17 protein-coding genes are annotated in these 17879 nt (G+C 62.6%); 4 read left to right on the top strand and 13 right to left on the bottom strand.

Translation table 11 applies throughout. The features are described 5' to 3' along the window. Window positions 1-40: 40 nt before the first annotated feature. Window positions 41-649 carry a hypothetical protein gene (locus tag Q1V57_RS08160; RefSeq protein WP_300529498.1) on the top strand — a complete coding sequence of 203 codons (609 nt, stop codon included), beginning with the start codon at window positions 41-43 and terminating at the stop codon, window positions 647-649. Window positions 650-661: 12 nt separating this feature from the next. Continuing rightward, the gene (locus Q1V57_RS08165; protein ID WP_300529500.1) at window positions 662-1414 is read left to right on the top strand and encodes a hypothetical protein; all 753 of its coding nucleotides are present in this window, start codon (window positions 662-664) and stop codon (window positions 1412-1414) included. On the opposite strand, the gene queA is transcribed toward Q1V57_RS08165, so the two are convergent. The 9 genes from queA to Q1V57_RS08210 all read right to left on the bottom strand — a co-directional run bounded on the left by queA (window position 1411) and on the right by Q1V57_RS08210 (window position 10267). Beyond that, entirely contained in the window at window positions 1411-2475 is a 1065-nt protein-coding gene (gene queA / locus Q1V57_RS08170; protein WP_300529502.1) for a tRNA preQ1(34) S-adenosylmethionine ribosyltransferase-isomerase QueA, read from the bottom strand. The genes Q1V57_RS08165 and queA overlap by 4 nt on opposite strands. Window positions 2476-2529: 54 nt before the next feature. Beyond that, complete coding sequence (locus Q1V57_RS08175) at window positions 2530-2982, bottom strand: peptidylprolyl isomerase (RefSeq protein WP_300529504.1); 453 nt, start codon at window positions 2980-2982, stop codon at window positions 2530-2532. A 5-nt stretch (window positions 2983-2987) separates the two neighbouring features. Continuing rightward, a complete protein-coding gene (locus Q1V57_RS08180) occupies window positions 2988-3932 on the bottom strand; it encodes a peptidylprolyl isomerase (protein ID WP_300529506.1) in 945 nt (314 codons plus the stop codon). Between the two features lie 2 nt (window positions 3933-3934). After that, window positions 3935-4423, bottom strand: coding sequence for a pantetheine-phosphate adenylyltransferase (gene coaD / locus Q1V57_RS08185; RefSeq protein WP_300529508.1), 489 nt, complete (start codon window positions 4421-4423; stop codon window positions 3935-3937). Between the two features lie 3 nt (window positions 4424-4426). Further along, window positions 4427-7204 (bottom strand): DNA gyrase subunit A, encoded by a 2778-nt coding sequence (gyrA, locus tag Q1V57_RS08190; protein ID WP_300529510.1) that lies wholly within the window; start codon window positions 7202-7204, stop codon window positions 4427-4429. A gap of 163 nt (window positions 7205-7367) precedes the next feature. Next, window positions 7368-8009, bottom strand: coding sequence for a hypothetical protein (locus Q1V57_RS08195; RefSeq protein ID WP_300529512.1), 642 nt, complete (start codon window positions 8007-8009; stop codon window positions 7368-7370). 183 nt (window positions 8010-8192) lie between these two features. Then, the gene (locus Q1V57_RS08200) at window positions 8193-8888 is read right to left on the bottom strand and encodes a hypothetical protein (protein ID WP_300529514.1); all 696 of its coding nucleotides are present in this window, start codon (window positions 8886-8888) and stop codon (window positions 8193-8195) included. 104 nt (window positions 8889-8992) lie between these two features. After that, a complete protein-coding gene (gene ssb / locus Q1V57_RS08205) occupies window positions 8993-9454 on the bottom strand; it encodes a single-stranded DNA-binding protein (RefSeq protein WP_300529517.1) in 462 nt (153 codons plus the stop codon). Between the two features lie 144 nt (window positions 9455-9598). Further along, entirely contained in the window at window positions 9599-10267 is a 669-nt protein-coding gene (locus Q1V57_RS08210) for a DNA-3-methyladenine glycosylase 2 family protein (protein WP_300529519.1), read from the bottom strand. 41 nt (window positions 10268-10308) lie between these two features. Between Q1V57_RS08210 and Q1V57_RS08215 the strand changes: the two genes are divergently transcribed. Then, window positions 10309-10725, top strand: coding sequence for a hypothetical protein (locus tag Q1V57_RS08215; protein ID WP_300529521.1), 417 nt, complete (start codon window positions 10309-10311; stop codon window positions 10723-10725). Window positions 10726-10809: 84 nt separating this feature from the next. Beyond that, the gene (locus tag Q1V57_RS08220; protein WP_300529523.1) at window positions 10810-12894 is read left to right on the top strand and encodes a TonB-dependent receptor; all 2085 of its coding nucleotides are present in this window, start codon (window positions 10810-10812) and stop codon (window positions 12892-12894) included. Between the two features lie 3 nt (window positions 12895-12897). Here Q1V57_RS08220 and Q1V57_RS08225 read toward each other — a convergent pair whose 3' ends face one another. The 4 genes from Q1V57_RS08225 to Q1V57_RS08240 all read right to left on the bottom strand — a co-directional run bounded on the left by Q1V57_RS08225 (window position 12898) and on the right by Q1V57_RS08240 (window position 17866). Then, window positions 12898-14325 (bottom strand): HAMP domain-containing sensor histidine kinase, encoded by a 1428-nt coding sequence (locus tag Q1V57_RS08225; RefSeq protein WP_300529525.1) that lies wholly within the window; start codon window positions 14323-14325, stop codon window positions 12898-12900. A gap of 6 nt (window positions 14326-14331) precedes the next feature. Continuing rightward, the gene (locus Q1V57_RS08230; protein ID WP_300529527.1) at window positions 14332-15003 is read right to left on the bottom strand and encodes a response regulator transcription factor; all 672 of its coding nucleotides are present in this window, start codon (window positions 15001-15003) and stop codon (window positions 14332-14334) included. 15 nt (window positions 15004-15018) lie between these two features. Next, window positions 15019-16518, bottom strand: coding sequence for a Do family serine endopeptidase (locus Q1V57_RS08235; RefSeq protein ID WP_300529529.1), 1500 nt, complete (start codon window positions 16516-16518; stop codon window positions 15019-15021). A 127-nt stretch (window positions 16519-16645) separates the two neighbouring features. Next, window positions 16646-17866 (bottom strand): bifunctional alpha/beta hydrolase/OsmC family protein, encoded by a 1221-nt coding sequence (locus Q1V57_RS08240; protein ID WP_300529531.1) that lies wholly within the window; start codon window positions 17864-17866, stop codon window positions 16646-16648. Window positions 17867-17879: the final 13 nt, after the last annotated feature.

Here is a 17879-nt window from a genome sequence, read left to right on the forward strand (position 1 = left end):
GAATATGTGCTAGCATATTCGCTCTAAAGGGGAGGTAGAGATGAGTATTCTTTTGATGGCAGCGGCCAGCCTTCTGGCCACCGATGCTGATTTCCAGCAACGTGAGCGCGGCTCCGGACTCGCCACGGGTCGGCGCACGTATGAGCCCGTCCGGGCCGCCGGAAATTATCCGGCCAGTGATCTGCTCGCCGGGCAACCCAATCAGTTTCCCGGCGTGGACTGGAGCGGCATCGAGATTCGCCAGGTCAATGCCAATGCCTTTCCCGGTGTCGACTGGCAGCCTGCCGGGCATTGCCGCGGCGATAATGGCGAGGTCGGCTATGTCTACCGCGCCCGCGGCAATAACAATGAACGCCCGACCGAAGAGGTGAATTTCTACTACCAGAAAATCCTCTTTGCCCAGGCCCCGTCCGGTGATGGCCGGGGCGTACACCAGCCCGGCAGCGGCGCGACCGGCGCCACACGCCGGCGCGGCGTCGAGCGGGAAAATATCGGCAGCGATCTCAGCGCGACCGCCAATACCGAAACGGAAGTCTTCCGCGATGAGATGGGCCAGGTCCAGAGCCCGCGCCGGACCGCTGCTTCAGTGCAATGGCCCTATCAACTCTCGGCCGCCGATGTGGCGTCCAGCAATCACTGCCCAAGCTAATCGGGGGATATCATGAGCCTTCTACTTGTCGCCGCCGCCCTGTTTACGGCGGAACCCGCACTGCAATCGTCCAGCCAGGCCAGCGGCCACCGGCGCCATCTTCCGACCGTACAAAACCAGGTCGATCCGTCGGCGTTACAGTTGAATGCGAGATCAGCGGATGCGGCGGTCTACCCGACCAATGACTTGCTGTCTGGCCAACCCAACCAGTTCCCGGGTGTCGACTGGAGCAAGACCGAAATTCGCCATGTCGGCCGCATTTCTTTCCCGACTGAGGAATGGACTCCGACGACCCAGGCCTTTCCGACCGAGGAATGGTTTCCTACGGAGGAATGGTTCCCCGATGAAGAATGGTTCCCGACAGAAGAATGGTTTCCGACTGAGGAATGGTTTCCGACTGAGGAATGGCGGCCCGCCGGCCAGTGTCGCCTCTCCAATGGCAATACGGCAAGGATAGAGCGTTTATGCCCGGATGGTTCGGGTGTCTGCTATCAGCGTGTCGCAACGGGCCAGCCCGCGCAGACACGACTGAACCGCCGCAGCATCGTTGGAGAACGTAGGATCGTCGGCGAGCGCGGTATTGTGGGCGAACGCGGGATCGTTGGTGAACGCGGGATCGTCGGCGAGCGTGGCATCGTCGGCGAACGCGGCGTGGTCCAGGATGAGGCCGAGACGACAACCGGCCGCGGCGCGCGCAACATTTTGCGCACCCGGACACGCTCTTCCAATATCGAGCTCACAACCCTGCCGGCTTGCCCGAACTAGTGTTCCGCCAGCTCCAGCAGCGAGCTGTCGCCATAGGAATAGAAACGATAACCGGTCTCGATGGCATGGGCGTAGGCACGCTGCATGACATCAAGGCCGCAAATCGAACTGACCAGCATGAACAGGGTCGATTTGGGCAGGTGGAAATTGGTCATCAGCGCATCGATGACCTGGAAGTCATAGCCCGGCGTAATGAAAATATCGGTATCGCGACTGCCCGCCCGCACCCGGCCCTTGCCGTCCGCGAGGCTTTCCAGCGTGCGCAATGCCGTTGTACCGACCGCGACAACGCGGCGACCGGCCGCCTTGGCCGCATTGATCCGCTCGGCCGCCGGGCCGGAGATGGTGCACCACTCCGAATGCATGTCGTGATCATCGGTGTCTTCGACCTTGACCGGCAGGAAGGTCCCCGCCCCGACATGCAGGGTGACGTGGACCGGCTCGACACCGCGTTCGTCCAGGGCCTTCAACAGGCGATCGGTGAAGTGAAGCCCGGCTGTCGGGGCCGCAACCGAACCCTCTTCATTGGCATAGACGGTCTGGTAGTCCTCGACGTCCTGCTCATCCACCTCACGCTTGGAGGCGATATAAGGCGGAAGCGGCGGTGCACCGGTTGCGGCGATGGCCTCATCCAGCTGCGCGCCGGACTGATCAAAGCGTAACAGCGTGTCGCCGCCCTCATACTTGGCCTCGACAACAGCCTTCAGCGCTTCACCGAAGGCGATCTCATCGCCCTCGCGCACCCGCTTGGCCGGACGGATAAAGGCGCGCCAGCCATCCGCTCCGTCGCGTTTGTGCAGATTGACCTCGAGGGTGACATCCCCGCCTCCGCCGACCTCGCGGGCCGGGCGAATGCCTTCAAGCGCTGCCGGGATGACCTTGGTGTCGTTGAAAACCAGTACATCGCCGGGCTGCAGCAAGGCGGGCAGATCGAGCACGCCCTTGTCGTCGAGCGCCCCGTCGGGTGCGACATGGAGCAGACGTGCGCTATCGCGCGGGCGCGCAGGGCGCAGCGCGATGTTTGCTTCGGGAAGATGGAAATCGAAATCAGAGACCTTCATGGCGCGGGGAGATAGGGCATTCCCCTGCCCCGCGCCAGTCTGGTCTGTAGCGGCTTACGCCTCGACGACGCTCGCCTTGACGATCTTGCCCGGATTGGCCGGCGGCTCACCCTTGGGCAGGGCGTCGACATGTTCCATGCCGGAGATCACTTCGCCCCAGACGGTGTACTGGTTATCGAGATAAGGCACATCATCCAGACAGATGAAGAACTGGCTCGAGGCGCTGTCCGGATCGGCCGCACGGGCCATCGACATGGTGCCCCGCTTGTGCGGCTCAGGCGAGAACTCGGCCGGGATATTGGTGCCGGAACCACCCATGCCATTGCCGTTCGGGCAGCCGCCCTGGGCGACGAAGCCGTCAATGACGCGGTGGAAGGTCAGGCCGTCATAAAAGCCGTCCTTTGCCAGCTTGGTGATCTGGGCAACGTGCTTCGGTGCCAGGTCCGGGCGCAGCTTGATGACGACATCGCCGCCATCGACGGTGAATACGAGTTGTTCTTCAGCCATGGGTCTTAATCCTGAATTCGCGTGGGAATGTCGATATCGCATACATCCGGCAGCGCGCCATCGGCATCGCGCAGGCTGTCGAGATATCCGTTGAAAGAGGGATGGTTACTGTCGACGATCTGGACATTGGTGCGCTCGGCCTCGGGAATATCGGCCTCGACACGCATCGAGCGGATCACGTCCGGGGTAAAGCCCGGATCCTGGAACAGGGTGCCGACTTCGATCGCATTGACGGCGTCCTGGCCATGACGCACCCGGCCCCAGACCGTGTAGGTCGCATTGAGGTGTTCGGCATCGCCGCGGGTGATGTAGAACTGGCTGCCGGCGCTGTTGGGATCATTGGTCCGCGCCATGGCAGCGGCGCCTTCACAGTGCAGAAGCCAGCTCTGCACCTGGCCGGTCGCGGTGATCATCGCCTGGGCGATCGGTTGCGTACCGGCGTGAAAGGAGTTCCAGAACCCCGCCTGACCAACCTGCGGAATGGACGGGCTGACCGGGCGCTGCATCAGCTCGGAAATCGTCAGTTCCGGACCGCGTGCCAGGGTAAACTCAGCCTGCAGATTGGGCAGGTCCGTGCCGTGATTGGGATTGGCCCGGGAGCCACCGCCCTGGGCCATGAAGTCTTCGATGACGCGATGCCAGATCAGGAAATCGTAGAATTGGTCGCGCGCCAGCGTCTTCATGCGCTCGACATGGCCCGGAGCAAACTCCGGCGCCAGTTCTACGACGATACGGCCATGCGTGGTCTCGATGTAGAGCGTGTTCTCCGGATCAAGATCGCGCCAGGCCTCTTCCGGGAAATCATAGGCGGGAGCCGCGGCCTGGCTGACCGCAGCAGCGGCACCGGCAACAACGGCACTCTCGGCATTATTCGTGGCCGTATCCGCTTCGCGGGCACAGGCCGTGGTCGCCAGCGCGAGGCTGGCCAGGGTGGCAAAAGACAAACGCATGATCACGCAAAACGCTCCTTGAGACGGCGCTCAATGGCCGGCGGCACAAAGGCCGTAATGTCGCCGCCTAGTGCGGCAATTTCCTTCACCAGACGCGATGCAATCGCCTGGTGCTGCGGGTCGGCCATGAGGAAGACGGTCTCGATATCATCATTGAGCTTCTGGTTCATGGCGACCATCTGAAACTCGTACTCGAAATCCGACACGGCGCGAAGCCCGCGCACGATGGATTGCGCCCGGACCGCCTCGGCAAAATGCATCAGCAGGCCTTCAAAGGGGCGCACTTCGATCTCGGCCGTCTCGCGCAAATCCTCGACCTCGGCCTCGACCATGGCGACGCGCTCCTCCAGAGGGAAAAGCGGTTTCTTGGCCTCGTTGATGGCCACGCCGATGACGAGCTTGTCGACCAGTTTGACCGCACGGCGGATGATATCGAGATGGCCGTTGGTCAGAGGATCAAACGTGCCGGGATAAAGAGCCGTGCGGAACATGGATCAGGTCTCGCTTTCGCCGCCTTCAGGGGTCGCCGTATCGCCGGTTTCGGCGTCATCACCCTCTTCATCGCCTGCATCTTCAATTCTGACAACCGCTACGACGTTTTCGCCCTCATTCAGGCGAATGAGACGGACGCCCCGGGTTGAACGTCCGGCGATACGCACACCGTCGACCGGGAAGCGGATCAGCTGACCGCCATCGGTCACGGCCATGATCTGGTCCGCATCCTCGACCGGGAAGCTGGCCGCCAGCATGGCTCCGCGGGACAGGTCCTGCGCGGCGACACCCTGATTGCCACGTCCCATGACGCGGTAGTCATAGCCCGAAGAGCGCTTGCCCATACCGTCAGCACCGACAGTGAGCAGGAATTGCTCGGCAGCACCCAGCTCGGCGATGCGTTCCGGCGACAGTGCCGCCTCTTCACCGTCCTCACCCGGTTCAACAGCCGGCATTTCGGCCTCGTCATCCCCAAGGGCGCGACGCATGGCCGTGGCGTGTTTCATATAGGCGCGCGCTTCCGGCGATGTGACGTCGACATGGCGCAGAATGGCCATCGAGATCAGCGTGTCGTCAGCCCCCAGGCGGATACCGCGCACACCGATCGAGTTACGGCCGGCGAAGACGCGGACATCGGTGACCGGGAAGCGGATGGCGCGGCCGCGATCGGAGACCAGGAAGACATCATCATCCTCGGTACACAGGCGGACATCGACAATGCGCTCATCTTCGCCTTCCAGCTTCATCGCAATCTTGCCGTTGCGATTGACCTGGACGAAGTCGGACAGCTTGTTGCGGCGCACGGTGCCGGACTTGGTGGCGAACATCACATTGAGATCAGCCCAGGTGCTTTCATCCTCCGGCAGCGCCATGATCGAGGTGATGGTCTCACCCTGGTCGAGCGGCAGAAGGTTCACCAGGGCCTTGCCCTTGGTGTTCGGCGCACCCTGCGGCAGGCGCCAGGTCTTGGTCTTGTAGACCATGCCCTTGTTGGAGAAGAACAAGAGCGGCGAGTGGGTCGACGCAACGAAGAGCGTGGAGATGAAGTCCTCGTCCTTGGTCGCCATGCCGGAGCGGCCCTTGCCGCCGCGGCGCTGCGCCCGGTAGTCGGACAGTGCCGTGCGCTTGGCGTAGCCGCCATGGGTCACCGTCACCACCATGTCCTCGCGCGGGATGAGATCTTCATCCTCGAAATCGAGACCGGCATCGGTGAACTCGGAGCGGCGCGGGGTGGCGTAGTTCTCGCGCACCTCGGTCATTTCATCACGGATGATCTGCAAGACGCGAACGCGCGAGCGCAGGATATCCAGCAAGTCGGCGATTTCCTCGGCCAGCTTGGCCGCTTCATTGCCGAGCTCCTCACGGCCCAGACCGGTCAGGCGGTTAAGGCGCAGTTCGAGGATGGCGCGGGCCTGTTCCTCGGTCAGGCGCAACGTGCCGTTCTCCGTCAGGATGGAGCGCGGATCGGCCACCAGCTCGACCAGCGGCGCCACATCAGCCGCCGGCCAGTCACGCGCCATCAGCTGGGCGCGGGCCTCGGCCGGGTTGGGCGCGTTGCGAATGAGGGCGATGACTTCATCAATATTGGCCACAGCCAGGGCCAGACCAATGATGACATGGGCGCGGTCGCGGGCCTTGTTCAGCTCGTGCTTGGCTCGGCGAGCCACGACCTGCTCACGGAAGCGCAGGAAGACCTGGATGATCTCGCGCGCACCGAGCAATTGCGGCCGGCCATCGACCAGCGACAGCATGTTGGCCCCGAAGCTCGTCTGCATCGGTGACCAGCGATAGAGCTGGTTGAGGATGACGTCGGCATTGGCGTCGCGCTTGAGCTCGATGACGACGCGGATACCCGAACGGTCACTTTCATCGCGCAGATCGGCAATGCCCTCGATCTTCTTCTCGCGCACCAGGTCGGCGATCTTCTCGATCATCGTCGACTTGTTCACCTGGTAGGGAATTTCGGTGACGATAATCGCCTGGCGATCCTTGCGGACCTCCTCGATATCGGTCCTGGAGCGCATCACGATGGACCCGCGACCGGTCTGCACCGCATTGCGGGCACCGGAACGGCCGAGGATTAAGCCCCCGGTCGGGAAGTCCGGCCCGGGCAGCAATTCGTGGAATTCCTCGTCGCTCAGAGCCGGATTGTCGAGCAGCGCCAGCGATGCATCGATCACCTCGCCAAGATTGTGCGGCGGGATATTGGTCGCCATACCGACGGCGATACCATTGGCGCCATTGACCAGAAGGTTGGGATAGCGCGCCGGCAGGACCACAGGCTCCTGGCGTTCGGCGGAATAGTTCTCGACGAAATCAACGGTCGACTTGTCGATATCGGCCAGCAGCGACTGGGCGACCTTCTGCATGCGGCTTTCGGTGTAACGATAAGCCGCCGGCGGATCGCCATCGATGGAGCCGAAATTGCCCTGACCGTCGATCAGCGGCACCCGCATCGACCAGTCCTGGGCCAGGCGCACCAGGGCATCATAGACCGCCTGGTCACCATGCGGGTGATAGCGGCCCATCACGTCACCAACTGCCGTCGCACATTTGCGATACGGTTTTTCGTGCGTCTGCCCGTTCTCATGCATGGTGTAGAGAATACGCCGGTGCACCGGCTTGAGGCCGTCGCGCGCATCGGGGATGGCGCGGCTGACGATCACGCTCATGGCGTAATCGAGATAGGAACGGCGCATTTCCTCTTCGATGGCGATATTGCCCACACCTTCGGGCAAGCCGGAATCGGAGGAGTTCAGGTCGTCGTCGTGATCGCTCAAGGCGGCCTCTCTTGGTACGCTTGGAACAGGACGGAAGGCCCTGCGGCAGAAGACAAACACCGCCCGATTTCAAGACCGGTCATCCGGCCCGTGAATCAGGCGGTATCGCTGTCACCAAGCTTTAACAATTAGGCCGGTGCGGCGCAAACGGCGCTGACCGCAGCTAGTCCTCGAGACGCGGCGCAAACTGGTGCATCTCACGCGCAGCGAATTCCATGAACTCGCGTCGCGTGACCGTGCCATCGTCATTATCGTCGAGCATGGCAAAGGTGGACGTCACGCTGGAGCGGGCGCTGTCTTCGGCATTTTGCAGGACACGCTCGACATAGTCGGGCGACAACAGGTCTTCCTGCACGGCCGGTCCGAACTCGGCCATGGCCTCGCTGATCGAATTCATGGCGTCGTCGCGAATCTCCTGACCGAGGCGCCCGTCCGGCGTCAGGCCGGCGATACGGTACAGGTCTTCGATCACGAACTGGCCGTCATTATCGGCATCAAGCTCGGCAAAGCTGGCCTCGGGATCATTACGATCAGCGGTCGCGGCGGTGGGCAAGACGGCGCTGGTGCCCATCACGGCAGACAATAGCATTACAGCGGAAAGTTTCATTGCAGGCTCCGGTAGTTTCGGGGTTGGAAACGACCAGCCGCGCTGCTCCGGTTCGACCGGATAGGTTTCGACAAACTCGCGAACCACCTCGCTCGCCGTCAGGCCCCGCTCGCGGCACGCATCCATAAATTCGCGCTTGGCGGTAAAGCCGAGACGGATCTCGAGGCTTTCAGATTGTTTTTCGCGTTTCTGTGTCATCTATCCAGTTTCACCGGTTTGGTTTACGGGCGGCTGGCCCGGAGATGAAATTTCTCCAAGCCTTGCCCGATGAGAACAAAACCTGCGCCCGGACGCACGCAAAAACCTGTCCGGACAACGCAATTTCAGTGATTTAGACGGATAGTTCCGGCGAGAATCGGGCCGCCGCAGCGGCCCGCTAATCTATTCTGCTTCCCGCTGGGCACTGGCCGTACGGACCAGGTTGATCTGGTAGAGCAGGTTATCATTGATACTGCGGCGCTCACTGGCCCAGCGCGCCTCTACCTTGAGCCATTCCGGCCCACTCATCGGCACACCATTGACGGCGGCCGCTTGAGCAGTATCGCCAAAGGAACAGGCCCACCAGGGCGAGGCCGTACCTTCAAAAGCCGAACCATCCGCCAACATCTCCTCCAGAACGGTGGAGACATAGTCGAGCCGGTCATTGAGCAATTGGTCGACTTCCGGCCCGGCCTGGGCCGTGGTGACATTGAGAATCCGTGCCGAGCTGGAATCCAGGCAGCGCGAAATGTCGTAAATCGTCCGGGCCCGGCCCAGCAGATAGGCTTCGATGGCGCGCTCGGGATTGCTGTCAGCAGCACGGCGCGCCACCTCCATCAGGAAGATCGGCGCATTGTTATTGCGCTCGTCCCAGAGCCGCTGAATGATGGTTTCATCACTCGCCTCCGGCACTTGCTGCACGCTCATCAGCGTCGCGAAAATATTGCCCCAGGCATCATCTCCGACGACATATTGAACTTCAGCGCCATCAACCTCGAAGGCGAAGATTTCCGGATTGCGTAGATTGGGGTCATCGCTCCCGGACGCATCATTCTGCGCCAAGGCCGGCCCGGCCGTTAAAGCCAAAGCCAAACTCATTACACCTGCGACCCGCATGCCGGCCCCCTATACAACACCCGGACAACTGTCCGGCTTCGAAACACTTGCCCGAACTTTGCCGGGCAAGACGGCGATTTCGTGGCCTAGAACGGGATTTCGTCGTCCAGATCGGCGCTCTGGAAGTTCTCTTTCGGAGCATCCATAGCCGCAGCGCTGCCACGGGAGGGAGCTGATTCAAAACTGCTGCCACCTTCATTGCGGCCGTCGAGCATTTGCAGTTCGCCGCGATAACGCTGCAGTACGATCTCGGTGGTGTATTTTTCCTGACCGTTCTGATCGGTCCATTTGCGGGTCTGCAATGAGCCCTCGATATAGACCTTGGAGCCTTTGCGCAGATAGTTCTCCGCAACCTTGGCCAGGTTCTCGTTGAAGATCACAACGCTGTGCCACTCGGTCTTCTCGCGGCGCTCGCCGGTCGACTTGTCGCGCCACTGGTCCGAGGTGGCGATCCGCAGATTGACCACCGGGTCGCCCGAATTCAGGCGCCGCACTTCCGGGTCACGCCCGAGGTTACCGACCAGAATTACCTTGTTCACGCCAGCCATCGCCCAGCCTCCACTTCCTGCGGCCATCAATGCCGCCATTTTGTTCACATTATGTTCCGGCGGTCAAACGCCCGATTCTTGGCCCGCACTGTGGACCCGCCTGAGACAGCCTGTCCAGCGCCGAGCGCTGCCGCCGCTGACGTTTCAGGCGATAGCCTCACCGTCCGGCGGTGCATCCTGGTGCGCCCACATGTATAGCGCGAGCCAGGACCGGTAGGGTTTGAAGCGTTGCGCGGTCCGGACCGTTTTTCGACGCTTGGACGTCAGTCTTTCCAACGCTTTGCGGGCCGCTAGATCGCCATCGGGCCAGATATCCTGCTCGCCGAAATAGAACATGTTCATCATGTCGGCGGTCCATTGGCCTACGCCCCAAAGCTGGGTCAGTCGCGCGGCCCGCTCCTCGGCAGCCAGGGCGGCCAGGACATCGCGTTCAAGACCTGCATCAAGATGGGCCCGGGCAATGCCCTGAATGGTCTTGGTCTTGGAGTTGGACAGTCCGCAACCACGCAAAGCCTCGTGAGAGCACGCGGCGAAATGCGAGATCAGATCGCCGTCCCCGGCGCTGGCCACAACCCGGTTCCAGATGCTTTGCGCGGCCTTGACCGATATCTGCTGGCCGGAAATGGCACGGCACAGGTATTCGGGGAAAGCGACATCATCGCGGCGAGGAAATTTCAGCGGCCCAAGCCGACTCAGCGCCGCGTGCAAGTCCGGCGCGAAGGGTTCGGCTGCGTCGAGCAGGTGACTATGTACGGCCTGGTGGGACATCACTGAGAGGCGCTGCGCGCTTGGGCCGCACAGCTCTGCAAACATTATTCATGGTTCCCGCCCATTCACCATGATATGCGCCGGTTATGCAATTGGCTTCGACCCCGCGACCGGCCTTCCTTGCCCAGACCCTCCTGGTTCTGGCGCTTTTGGCTGCGGGAACGCATGCGATCATCCCAAAGGGCTATATGCTTGATCGCAGTGCTGAGACCGGAGCCATTGCGGTCGTCTTCTGCTCAGCCGGGATGGGCACCGAGATGCGGATGATGAATCTGCAAACCGGTGAGTTTGCCAGCGCCTCGGACTTGCCGGCGTCCGGCGGCTCCAACCTGTGTGCCCTGGCATCTGCCGGCCTCGACGATGCCGCCTTCCCGGTCGATGCCCTTCCCCGCGCCCCCGAACGGGTTGCGGAGCAGCGCCACACGAGCGAACTGCACCAGGCCCTGCGGCGCTCGCCGCAGCTGATCCGGCCGCCGAGCCGCGCCCCGCCGGCACTCCTCTGATCCTCAAATTGCGCCCGGTTCAAAGCCGGGCCTGTCCAGATTGATCAGTCCGCCGTGAGAGCACGGCGGCATAGGAGTTCTGCCATGACCCGCACGCTTTTCGCGTCCACGAGCGTTTTCGCCCTGCTCGCTGCCCCGGCAGCGGCCGACCACCCGCTGGTTGATATCATCACCATTCATTCCCAGACCCCGGCCCATGACACCACGCAGGTGCTGTCGCCGGAAACCCTGCCGCCCAATGCCGGGCCGGATCCGGCCGCGCTGATCGCGCGCCTTCCCGGCGCCGCAGCAATTGGCAATGGCGCCCTGTCCGGACAGATGCAGTATCGCGGCCTGTTCGGATCGCGGATCAATATCCGCATCGATGATCACGCCTTCGCTTCCGGCGGCCCCAATCTGATGGACCCGCCGCTGCATTATGCCCCGCTCCCTCTGGTCGAAAGGTTCGAGCTCGACCGCGGCCTCTCCCCGGTCAGCGCCGGGCCGGGCCTGGGCGGTGGTCTCAACGCCGTGCTCAAGCGCTCACAATTCGGCGATAGCGCCGGCTTCACCCCGCAGTTCGACTGGAGCTTCAGCGCGCGCTCGGTCGATGAGAGCTATGCCGCCGGCGGCCTCACCGGCATCGCCAATGAGCGCTGGCGCTTCCACGCCCTGTATTCCATCGAGAACGGGAGCGATGTCGAAAGCCCGCGCGGCATGCTGGCGGGCACAGAGCATAACCGGCTGGTCTATGGCCTCGGCGCCGGCTGGCGCTCGGACGGGCACGAGATCTCGCTGGATCTGCGCCGCACTGAAACCGGCGAGACCGGCAATCCGCCTTTCGCCATGGATATCCGCTATTTTGACACCGACATGGCGCGCCTGGCCTACACGATTGATCTCGGCGAGCAGCAAATCCGTCTGAGTGCCGGCTACAGCGATGTCGCCCATGCCATGAGCAATTTCCGCCTGCGCCCGGCTCCGCCGGCCATGCGCCAGCGCGAGACATTTGCCTATGCGACGACGAAGACATTGAGTGCCGAGTACGAGCTACCGGCAATGGGCGGCCAGATCACTTTCGGAACGGACCTGTCCCGCTCGGAACATGATGTGACCATCACCAATCCCAATAATGCCGGTTTCTATCTTGGCAGCTTTGCCGGGATTGAAGTCGACCGCACCGGCGTGTTCGCCGAGTGGACGGGTACCGGCCCCTTGGGCTGGTCCGCGGAGATCGGATTACGGGCGGATCATCATCAAGCCCGCGGCGGTGAAGCCTTCACCGGTCCTGCCGTCCCCATGGGACCGTCCATGCTCGCCGTTGGCTATAATGCCGGCGAGCTTGACTGGGACGACAGCACGATCGACGTCGCGGGTCGCTTCTGGCGTGAGGTCTCCGACACTCTGACCGCCCGCTTCGCCCTGGCCCACAAATCGCGCGTGCCGGGCTATGTCGAGCGCTTCGCCTGGCTGCCGACCCCGGCCTCCGGCGGCCTGGCGGACGGCAATACCTATGTCGGTGACCGTCAGCTGGAACCGGAAACCGCAATCATTGCCGAGGCCGGTTTCGACTGGCAGGGCGGCCGCGCCTATGCCCGGCCGACCGTGTATTGGCGCGAGATCGACGATTATATCCAGGGCGTGCCCTTTGATGACACGCCCGGCGTGATCAACAGCCCGGTCGAGATGATCTCGAACATGAATGGCGACCCGACGCCCCTGCGTTTCGCCAATGTCGAAGCGCGTCTGTACGGCTTTGACCTTGATTTCGGCTATCGCCTGAGTGAGCGCTGGCATGTCGATGGTGTCGCCAGCTGGGTCCGCGGTGAACGCCGCGATATCGACGATAATCTCTATCGCATCGCCCCGCCCTCCCTGCGCCTGGGCGCGACTTATGAATCAGGCGCCTGGTACGCCACGCTCGAGGGGCTGGTGGTGGCCGAGCAGGATCGCGTGTCGCGGTCCAACTCGGAACAGGCAACAGACGGCTATGCCATCGCCAATGCCTATGCCGGCTGGTCGCTCGGCGACGGCATGACGCTGGCGCTGAGTGCTGAAAACCTGCTGGACGAAGACTATGAGCAGCATCTGGCCGGCTATAACCGCAATGCCGCTTCAGTCGTGGGCCTGGGCGAGCGTCTGCCCGGCACAGGCCGTTCCATCGGCCTGCGCCTGAGCCTGCAGCGCTAGGCTCTAGCTGTCCGGCTTGAGCGGGAAGCACATGCTGGCGCGCAAACCGGGGCCCCGGCCGTCGACACTGACGCCGGGGCCTTCGCCCAGCTCGAAACGGCCGTGATGGACATCGATAATGGCCTGCACCAGTGACAGGCCCAGACCCGAGCCCGGAAGGGTGCGGGAATTGTCCAGCCGCACAAAGCGCTGGGTGACGCGGGTACGGTCCTGGTCCGGAATGCCCGGACCGGTATCGGTGACCGAGAACTCGGCGCGGCCCTCGCCATTCTTGCGCAGACGCAGCGTCACCGCTCCGCCCGCCGGCGTGTATTTGACCGCATTATCGAGAATATTGGCGAGCGCCTGGGAGATCAGGCCGCGATCGCCCCTCATCGTCATGCCGCGCTCGATCTCGCTGTCAAAGCCCAGGCCTTCATCCTCGCATACCGGCTCGTAGAGCTCGGCCAGATCCTCGGCGATATCGGCCGGGTCAAGCGGCTGAATGGATTTGCGGCTCTCCCCGGATTCGAGCCGGGAGAGCGACAGGATGGCGTTGAAAATGCCCAGCAGCTCATCGGTATCGGATATCGCGCGCTCAAGCGTCTGCTCCCGCGCTTCCAGATCACCATCCTCGCGCAGCGCCTCATCGAGACGGTTGCGCATTCGCGTCAGCGGCGTGCGCAGGTCATGCGCGATACTGTCCCCGGTCTGGCGCATGCGATGCATCAGCGCTTCGACGCGGTCGAGCATGTCGTTGAAATTCTCCGACAGCTCGTCGAGCTCATCCCCGGTATTATTGCGCGGGGCTCGCTGTTTGAGATCGCCGGAGCGGACCGACCGGGCGACATCATTGATCAGGTCGAGGCGGCGGACGAAACGTCTTGAAATGAAGATACCGCCCGCCACACCGAGCGCCAGCGCCAGGGCCGACGCGGCCAGGATGGTATTGAACATGCGGTCGACGAGGGTGCGTTCCTCATCGACATCAATGCCGACAAACAGGCGATAGCCCGAGGGCAGCTCGACGATGCGGCCACGCGCTGTGCGATCGTCTTTCTCGGTGTCTTCGGTGCCGACGACGCGCGGGCGGCGATAGGTGAACTGGACCCGGCCCTCATCATCCGGCTGGGTATCGGGCAGGCCGGACAGATTGCCTGACAGGCTGCGCCCGGTGGGATGCACCAGCATGTAGAGATAGTCCGCCCCGCCGCCGACCGTGCGCTGCAGGATATAGCGGTTGATGGCCCGGATCCCGCCGGCATCGAACCGTTCCGACAGGGTGGCGACCTCGTCATTCACCACCGCATCGGCACGACGCAGCATCATCCCCGCCGAAGCCGCATAGACAAAGGCGAGGATGACAAAGCTGGATAGCGCGAACAGGGCCGCCGACAAAAGCGTCTGCCGGAAGGCCGTCGTCCGCAGGATGGCGGGGAGACGGGTCTGCACGCTGATCTAGGCCTGCAGGCGGTAACCGGCTCCGCGCACGGTGTGCAACAGCGCCCGCGGGAAAGGTTTGTCGATCTTCGAACGCAGACGCGAAATGTGCACGTCGATGACATTGGTCTGGGGGTCGAAGTGATAATCCCAGACCTTCTCCAGCAGCATGGTGCGGGTCACGACCTGGCCGGAATGCTTCATGAGAAACTCCAGCAGACGGAACTCGCGCGGCTGCAGCAGGATCTCCTCGTCACCGCGGATCACGGTGCGGGCCAGAAGATCCATTTCCAGATCGCCGACCACCAGCTTGGTACGTACGGTTTCCGGATCGCGGCGCCGGGCCAGGGCTTCGACCCGGGCCAGCAGCTCGGCAAAGGCATAGGGCTTGACCAGATAGTCATCGCCACCAGCCTTGAGGCCTTCAACACGGTCATCCACTTCGCCAAGGGCAGAGAGGATGAGCACCGGGGTGCGGTCATCATCATTGCGCAGGGTTTCGATCATGGTCAGACCGTCCATGCGCGGCATCATGCGGTCAACGACGAGAATGTCGTATTCCGCAGCCCGGGCCATCTCCAGGCCTTCTTCGCCGTCACCGGCATGATCGGCCACATGACCGCTTTCGCGCAGGCCCTTGCGGATATAGCTGGCCGCCTCGCGATCGTCTTCAACAATGAGAATGCGCACCCTCAAATCTCCTATTTACTCGTTCTCGTCGAGCTGCATGGCGACATAACGTTGGCCGCCACGGCCCTCGACCAGAAGCAGGATGGCGGAACGGCCATCGCTCGCAGCTTCATCAATTGCCGCCTGAAAGGCGTCGATGGAGGCGACGGCATCGCCGCCCGCTTCCAGCACCACATCACCGCGCACCAGGCCCTTGCGGGCCGCTTCACTGCCCGGTTCGACCTCTTCGACCACCAGACCGGCCTGATCATCGGCCAGGCCGCGCGCCTCACGGATTTCGTCGGTCAATGTCATCATGCGCATGCCGAACATGGCCACTTCGGTTTCCGCCTGCTGGCGGCTCTGCATCTGGTTCAGCGCGGTCTCGTCCGGCCGGTCAGCCAGCTCGGCGCGAATAGTGAGTTCGCGGCCCTCACGCAGAACCTTGAAGCGGATACGCTCGCCGGCATTGAACTGGCCGATACGGCGGGTCAGTTCGCGCGAGGTCTCGATCGCCTCGCCATTGATTTCCAGGATCACATCGCGGCGCTGGAAGCCGGCCTCATCCGCCGGACCTTCCGCCACAATCGAGCTGACGATCGCTCCGACCGGCTCAGCCAGGCCTTCCGCCTCGGCAATGTCTTCGGTGACATTCTGGATCGACACGCCGAGCCAGCCGCGGGCGACCCGGCCATTCTCGATCAGCTCATCGACGATACGCGCTGCGACATCGGACGGTATGGCAAAGCCGATGCCGACATTACCGCCGGTGGGCGAAAAGATCTGCGAATTGACGCCGACCACATTGCCTTCAAGGTCGAAGGTCGGGCCACCGGAATTGCCCTGGTTGATCGGAGCATCGATCTGGATGAAATCATTATAGGTGGAGTTGCCGATCTCACGCCCGGTGGCGGAGATGATACCGGCCGTCGCCGTCCCGCCCAGGCCGAAGGGATTGCCCACGGCCACGACCCAGTCGCCGACCCGGTAGGCCGGGTCACGCTCGAGGGTCACAAACGGGAAGGCAATGTCTTCATTGACCTTGAGCAGTGCCAGATCGGTCTGCGGGTCGGTCCCCAGCAGCGTCGCGGAATAGCTTTCGCCATCGCTGGTCCCGATGGTGATTTCCTGGGCCCCGCGCACGACGTGCTCATTGGTGACGATATGGCCTTCGGAGGAAATGAAGAAGCCCGAACCCAGGCTCTGGCGCGGCCGCACCTGCGGCATCTGGCCATCACCGCGGAACTGACGCTCGAGCCATTCCCGGAACTGACGCGGGCTCTCGAACTGCTGATCCTCAGCACCCTCATCCGGCAGCGTGCTGGCCTGGATCGTCACAACGGACGGGCTCACACTCTCGATCAGATCGGCAAAGGACATCGGCGCGCCGCCGGGCACCGCGGCAGCAAAGCGCGGCTGATCCTGCACGGCGAAGGCCGGGCTGGTGGCGTTGTCGACAACAAAAGCAGCAGAGGCGATGGCGAGAACCATGAGAGAGGCACCGCCAAGGCGGCCAAGACGCTGAATCGGCTTCATCTGTAGAAACGACCTTTCACTTCCAAACTGACGGTAGATGTCGCAGGCGGTACTTATCCGCTGCCTGACTTCTACATTACAATAACATTACAAACGGTAATTTACCGTTCATCTAGGCAAATCGGGCTCAAGCCTCTTCGGTGCGGATCACGACGGGCGCATTCAGCGTGCGGTGAACCGGGCATTTATCGGCGAGTTCCAGCAGCCTGGCGCGCTGCTCGGCATCCAGATCGCCCTCGAAGGTGAAACGACGCTCGAAGATATCGACCTTCAGCTCCTGCCCCTCCAGGCAGGCCTCGCAGTCCTCCGCATGTCCCTTATTGTGGGTCAGGCGCAGGGAAATCTTGTCCAGCGGCCATCCCTTGTGATCGGCATACATGCGCACCGTCATCACCGAACATGTTCCCAGCGCAGCCATGAGATAGCCATAGGGCGTGGGACCATTGTCACTCCCGCCCACACTCTCCGGCTCGTCGGCGAGCATGACGTGGTCATCGGCGATGACGAAATTCTCGAACTTGCCGCGCCCGGTCTCCTCGATCAGCACTTCGCCCTGACGTGCGCGCGGGATCGCCGGCAGCGGCTCGGAGACGACATAGCGCTTGGCCCAGGCGGCAATGATATCGGCGGCATGTTCGGCATGTTCCAGCTGGGTCAGGAGATGATCGGCGCCATCCAGGCTGACAAAACTCTTGGGGTGTTTGGCCGCAACGAAGAGCTTGGTCGCATTGTCGATACTGACCGTCGCATCGGTGGGCGCATGCGCGATCAGCAGCGGGCGCTTCAGCGTGGCAGCCGCCTCCTCCAGCGACCGGCCTTTAATGTCATCGAGAAACTGCTTCTTGATGGTGAAAGGCCGGCCCGCAAGCGAGACCTCGGCTATCCCGTCGCGCTCGATATCCTCAATATGTGCGTGAAACTGGTGCCCGACATGTTCCGCGTCCGCCGGCGCCCCCAGCGTCGCCACGGCCTTGACCGAGGGTAGCTGATGCGCCGCTGCGATCACGGCCGCACCGCCGAGGGAATGACCGACCAGTAGCGCCGGCGCCTCGTGCTCGGCGGCGAGATACTCCCCGGCTTTGACCAGGTCCTCAATGTTGGAGGAGAAATTGGTATTGGCGAAATCACCGTCGGACTGGCCCAGCCCGGTGAAATCAAAGCGCAGGACCGCAATCCCGGCCTGTGCCAGGCGCCGCGCGATCCGGTTGGCCGCAAAGATGTCCTTGGAGCAGGAAAAACAGTGCGCAAAAATGGCAAAGGCCTCGGCCTTGCCGGCCGGCCACTCCAGGCGGGCGGCGAGTTTTTCGCCCAGCGATCCGTTAAAATCCACGCGTTGCGATCGAGCCATATCTGTCTCCATT

The organism is Maricaulis sp., assembly GCF_030149425.1.
Classification (GTDB): domain Bacteria; phylum Pseudomonadota; class Alphaproteobacteria; order Caulobacterales; family Maricaulaceae; genus Maricaulis.

Excerpts from the sequence above, each read along its gene's own strand:
- Q1V57_RS08195 (WP_300529512.1), bottom strand. The coding sequence starts at position 8,009 with ATGACACAGAAACGCGAAAAACAATCTGAAAGCCTCGAGATCCGTCTC.
- Q1V57_RS08240 (WP_300529531.1), bottom strand. The coding sequence starts at position 17,866 with ATGGCTCGATCGCAACGCGTGGATTTTAACGGATCGCTGGGCGAAAAA.
- Q1V57_RS08215 (WP_300529521.1), top strand. The coding sequence starts at position 10,309 with ATGCAATTGGCTTCGACCCCGCGACCGGCCTTCCTTGCCCAGACCCTC.
- Q1V57_RS08160 (WP_300529498.1), top strand. The coding sequence starts at position 41 with ATGAGTATTCTTTTGATGGCAGCGGCCAGCCTTCTGGCCACCGATGCT.
- Q1V57_RS08165 (WP_300529500.1), top strand. The coding sequence starts at position 662 with ATGAGCCTTCTACTTGTCGCCGCCGCCCTGTTTACGGCGGAACCCGCA.
- Q1V57_RS08200 (WP_300529514.1), bottom strand. The coding sequence starts at position 8,888 with ATGAGTTTGGCTTTGGCTTTAACGGCCGGGCCGGCCTTGGCGCAGAAT.
- Q1V57_RS08180 (WP_300529506.1), bottom strand. The coding sequence starts at position 3,932 with ATGCGTTTGTCTTTTGCCACCCTGGCCAGCCTCGCGCTGGCGACCACG.
- Q1V57_RS08220 (WP_300529523.1), top strand. The coding sequence starts at position 10,810 with ATGACCCGCACGCTTTTCGCGTCCACGAGCGTTTTCGCCCTGCTCGCT.
- Q1V57_RS08235 (WP_300529529.1), bottom strand. The coding sequence starts at position 16,518 with ATGAAGCCGATTCAGCGTCTTGGCCGCCTTGGCGGTGCCTCTCTCATG.
- Q1V57_RS08210 (WP_300529519.1), bottom strand. The coding sequence starts at position 10,267 with ATGTTTGCAGAGCTGTGCGGCCCAAGCGCGCAGCGCCTCTCAGTGATG.
- ssb (WP_300529517.1), bottom strand. The coding sequence starts at position 9,454 with ATGGCTGGCGTGAACAAGGTAATTCTGGTCGGTAACCTCGGGCGTGAC.
- coaD (WP_300529508.1), bottom strand. The coding sequence starts at position 4,423 with ATGTTCCGCACGGCTCTTTATCCCGGCACGTTTGATCCTCTGACCAAC.
- queA (WP_300529502.1), bottom strand. The coding sequence starts at position 2,475 with ATGAAGGTCTCTGATTTCGATTTCCATCTTCCCGAAGCAAACATCGCG.
- Q1V57_RS08175 (WP_300529504.1), bottom strand. The coding sequence starts at position 2,982 with ATGGCTGAAGAACAACTCGTATTCACCGTCGATGGCGGCGATGTCGTC.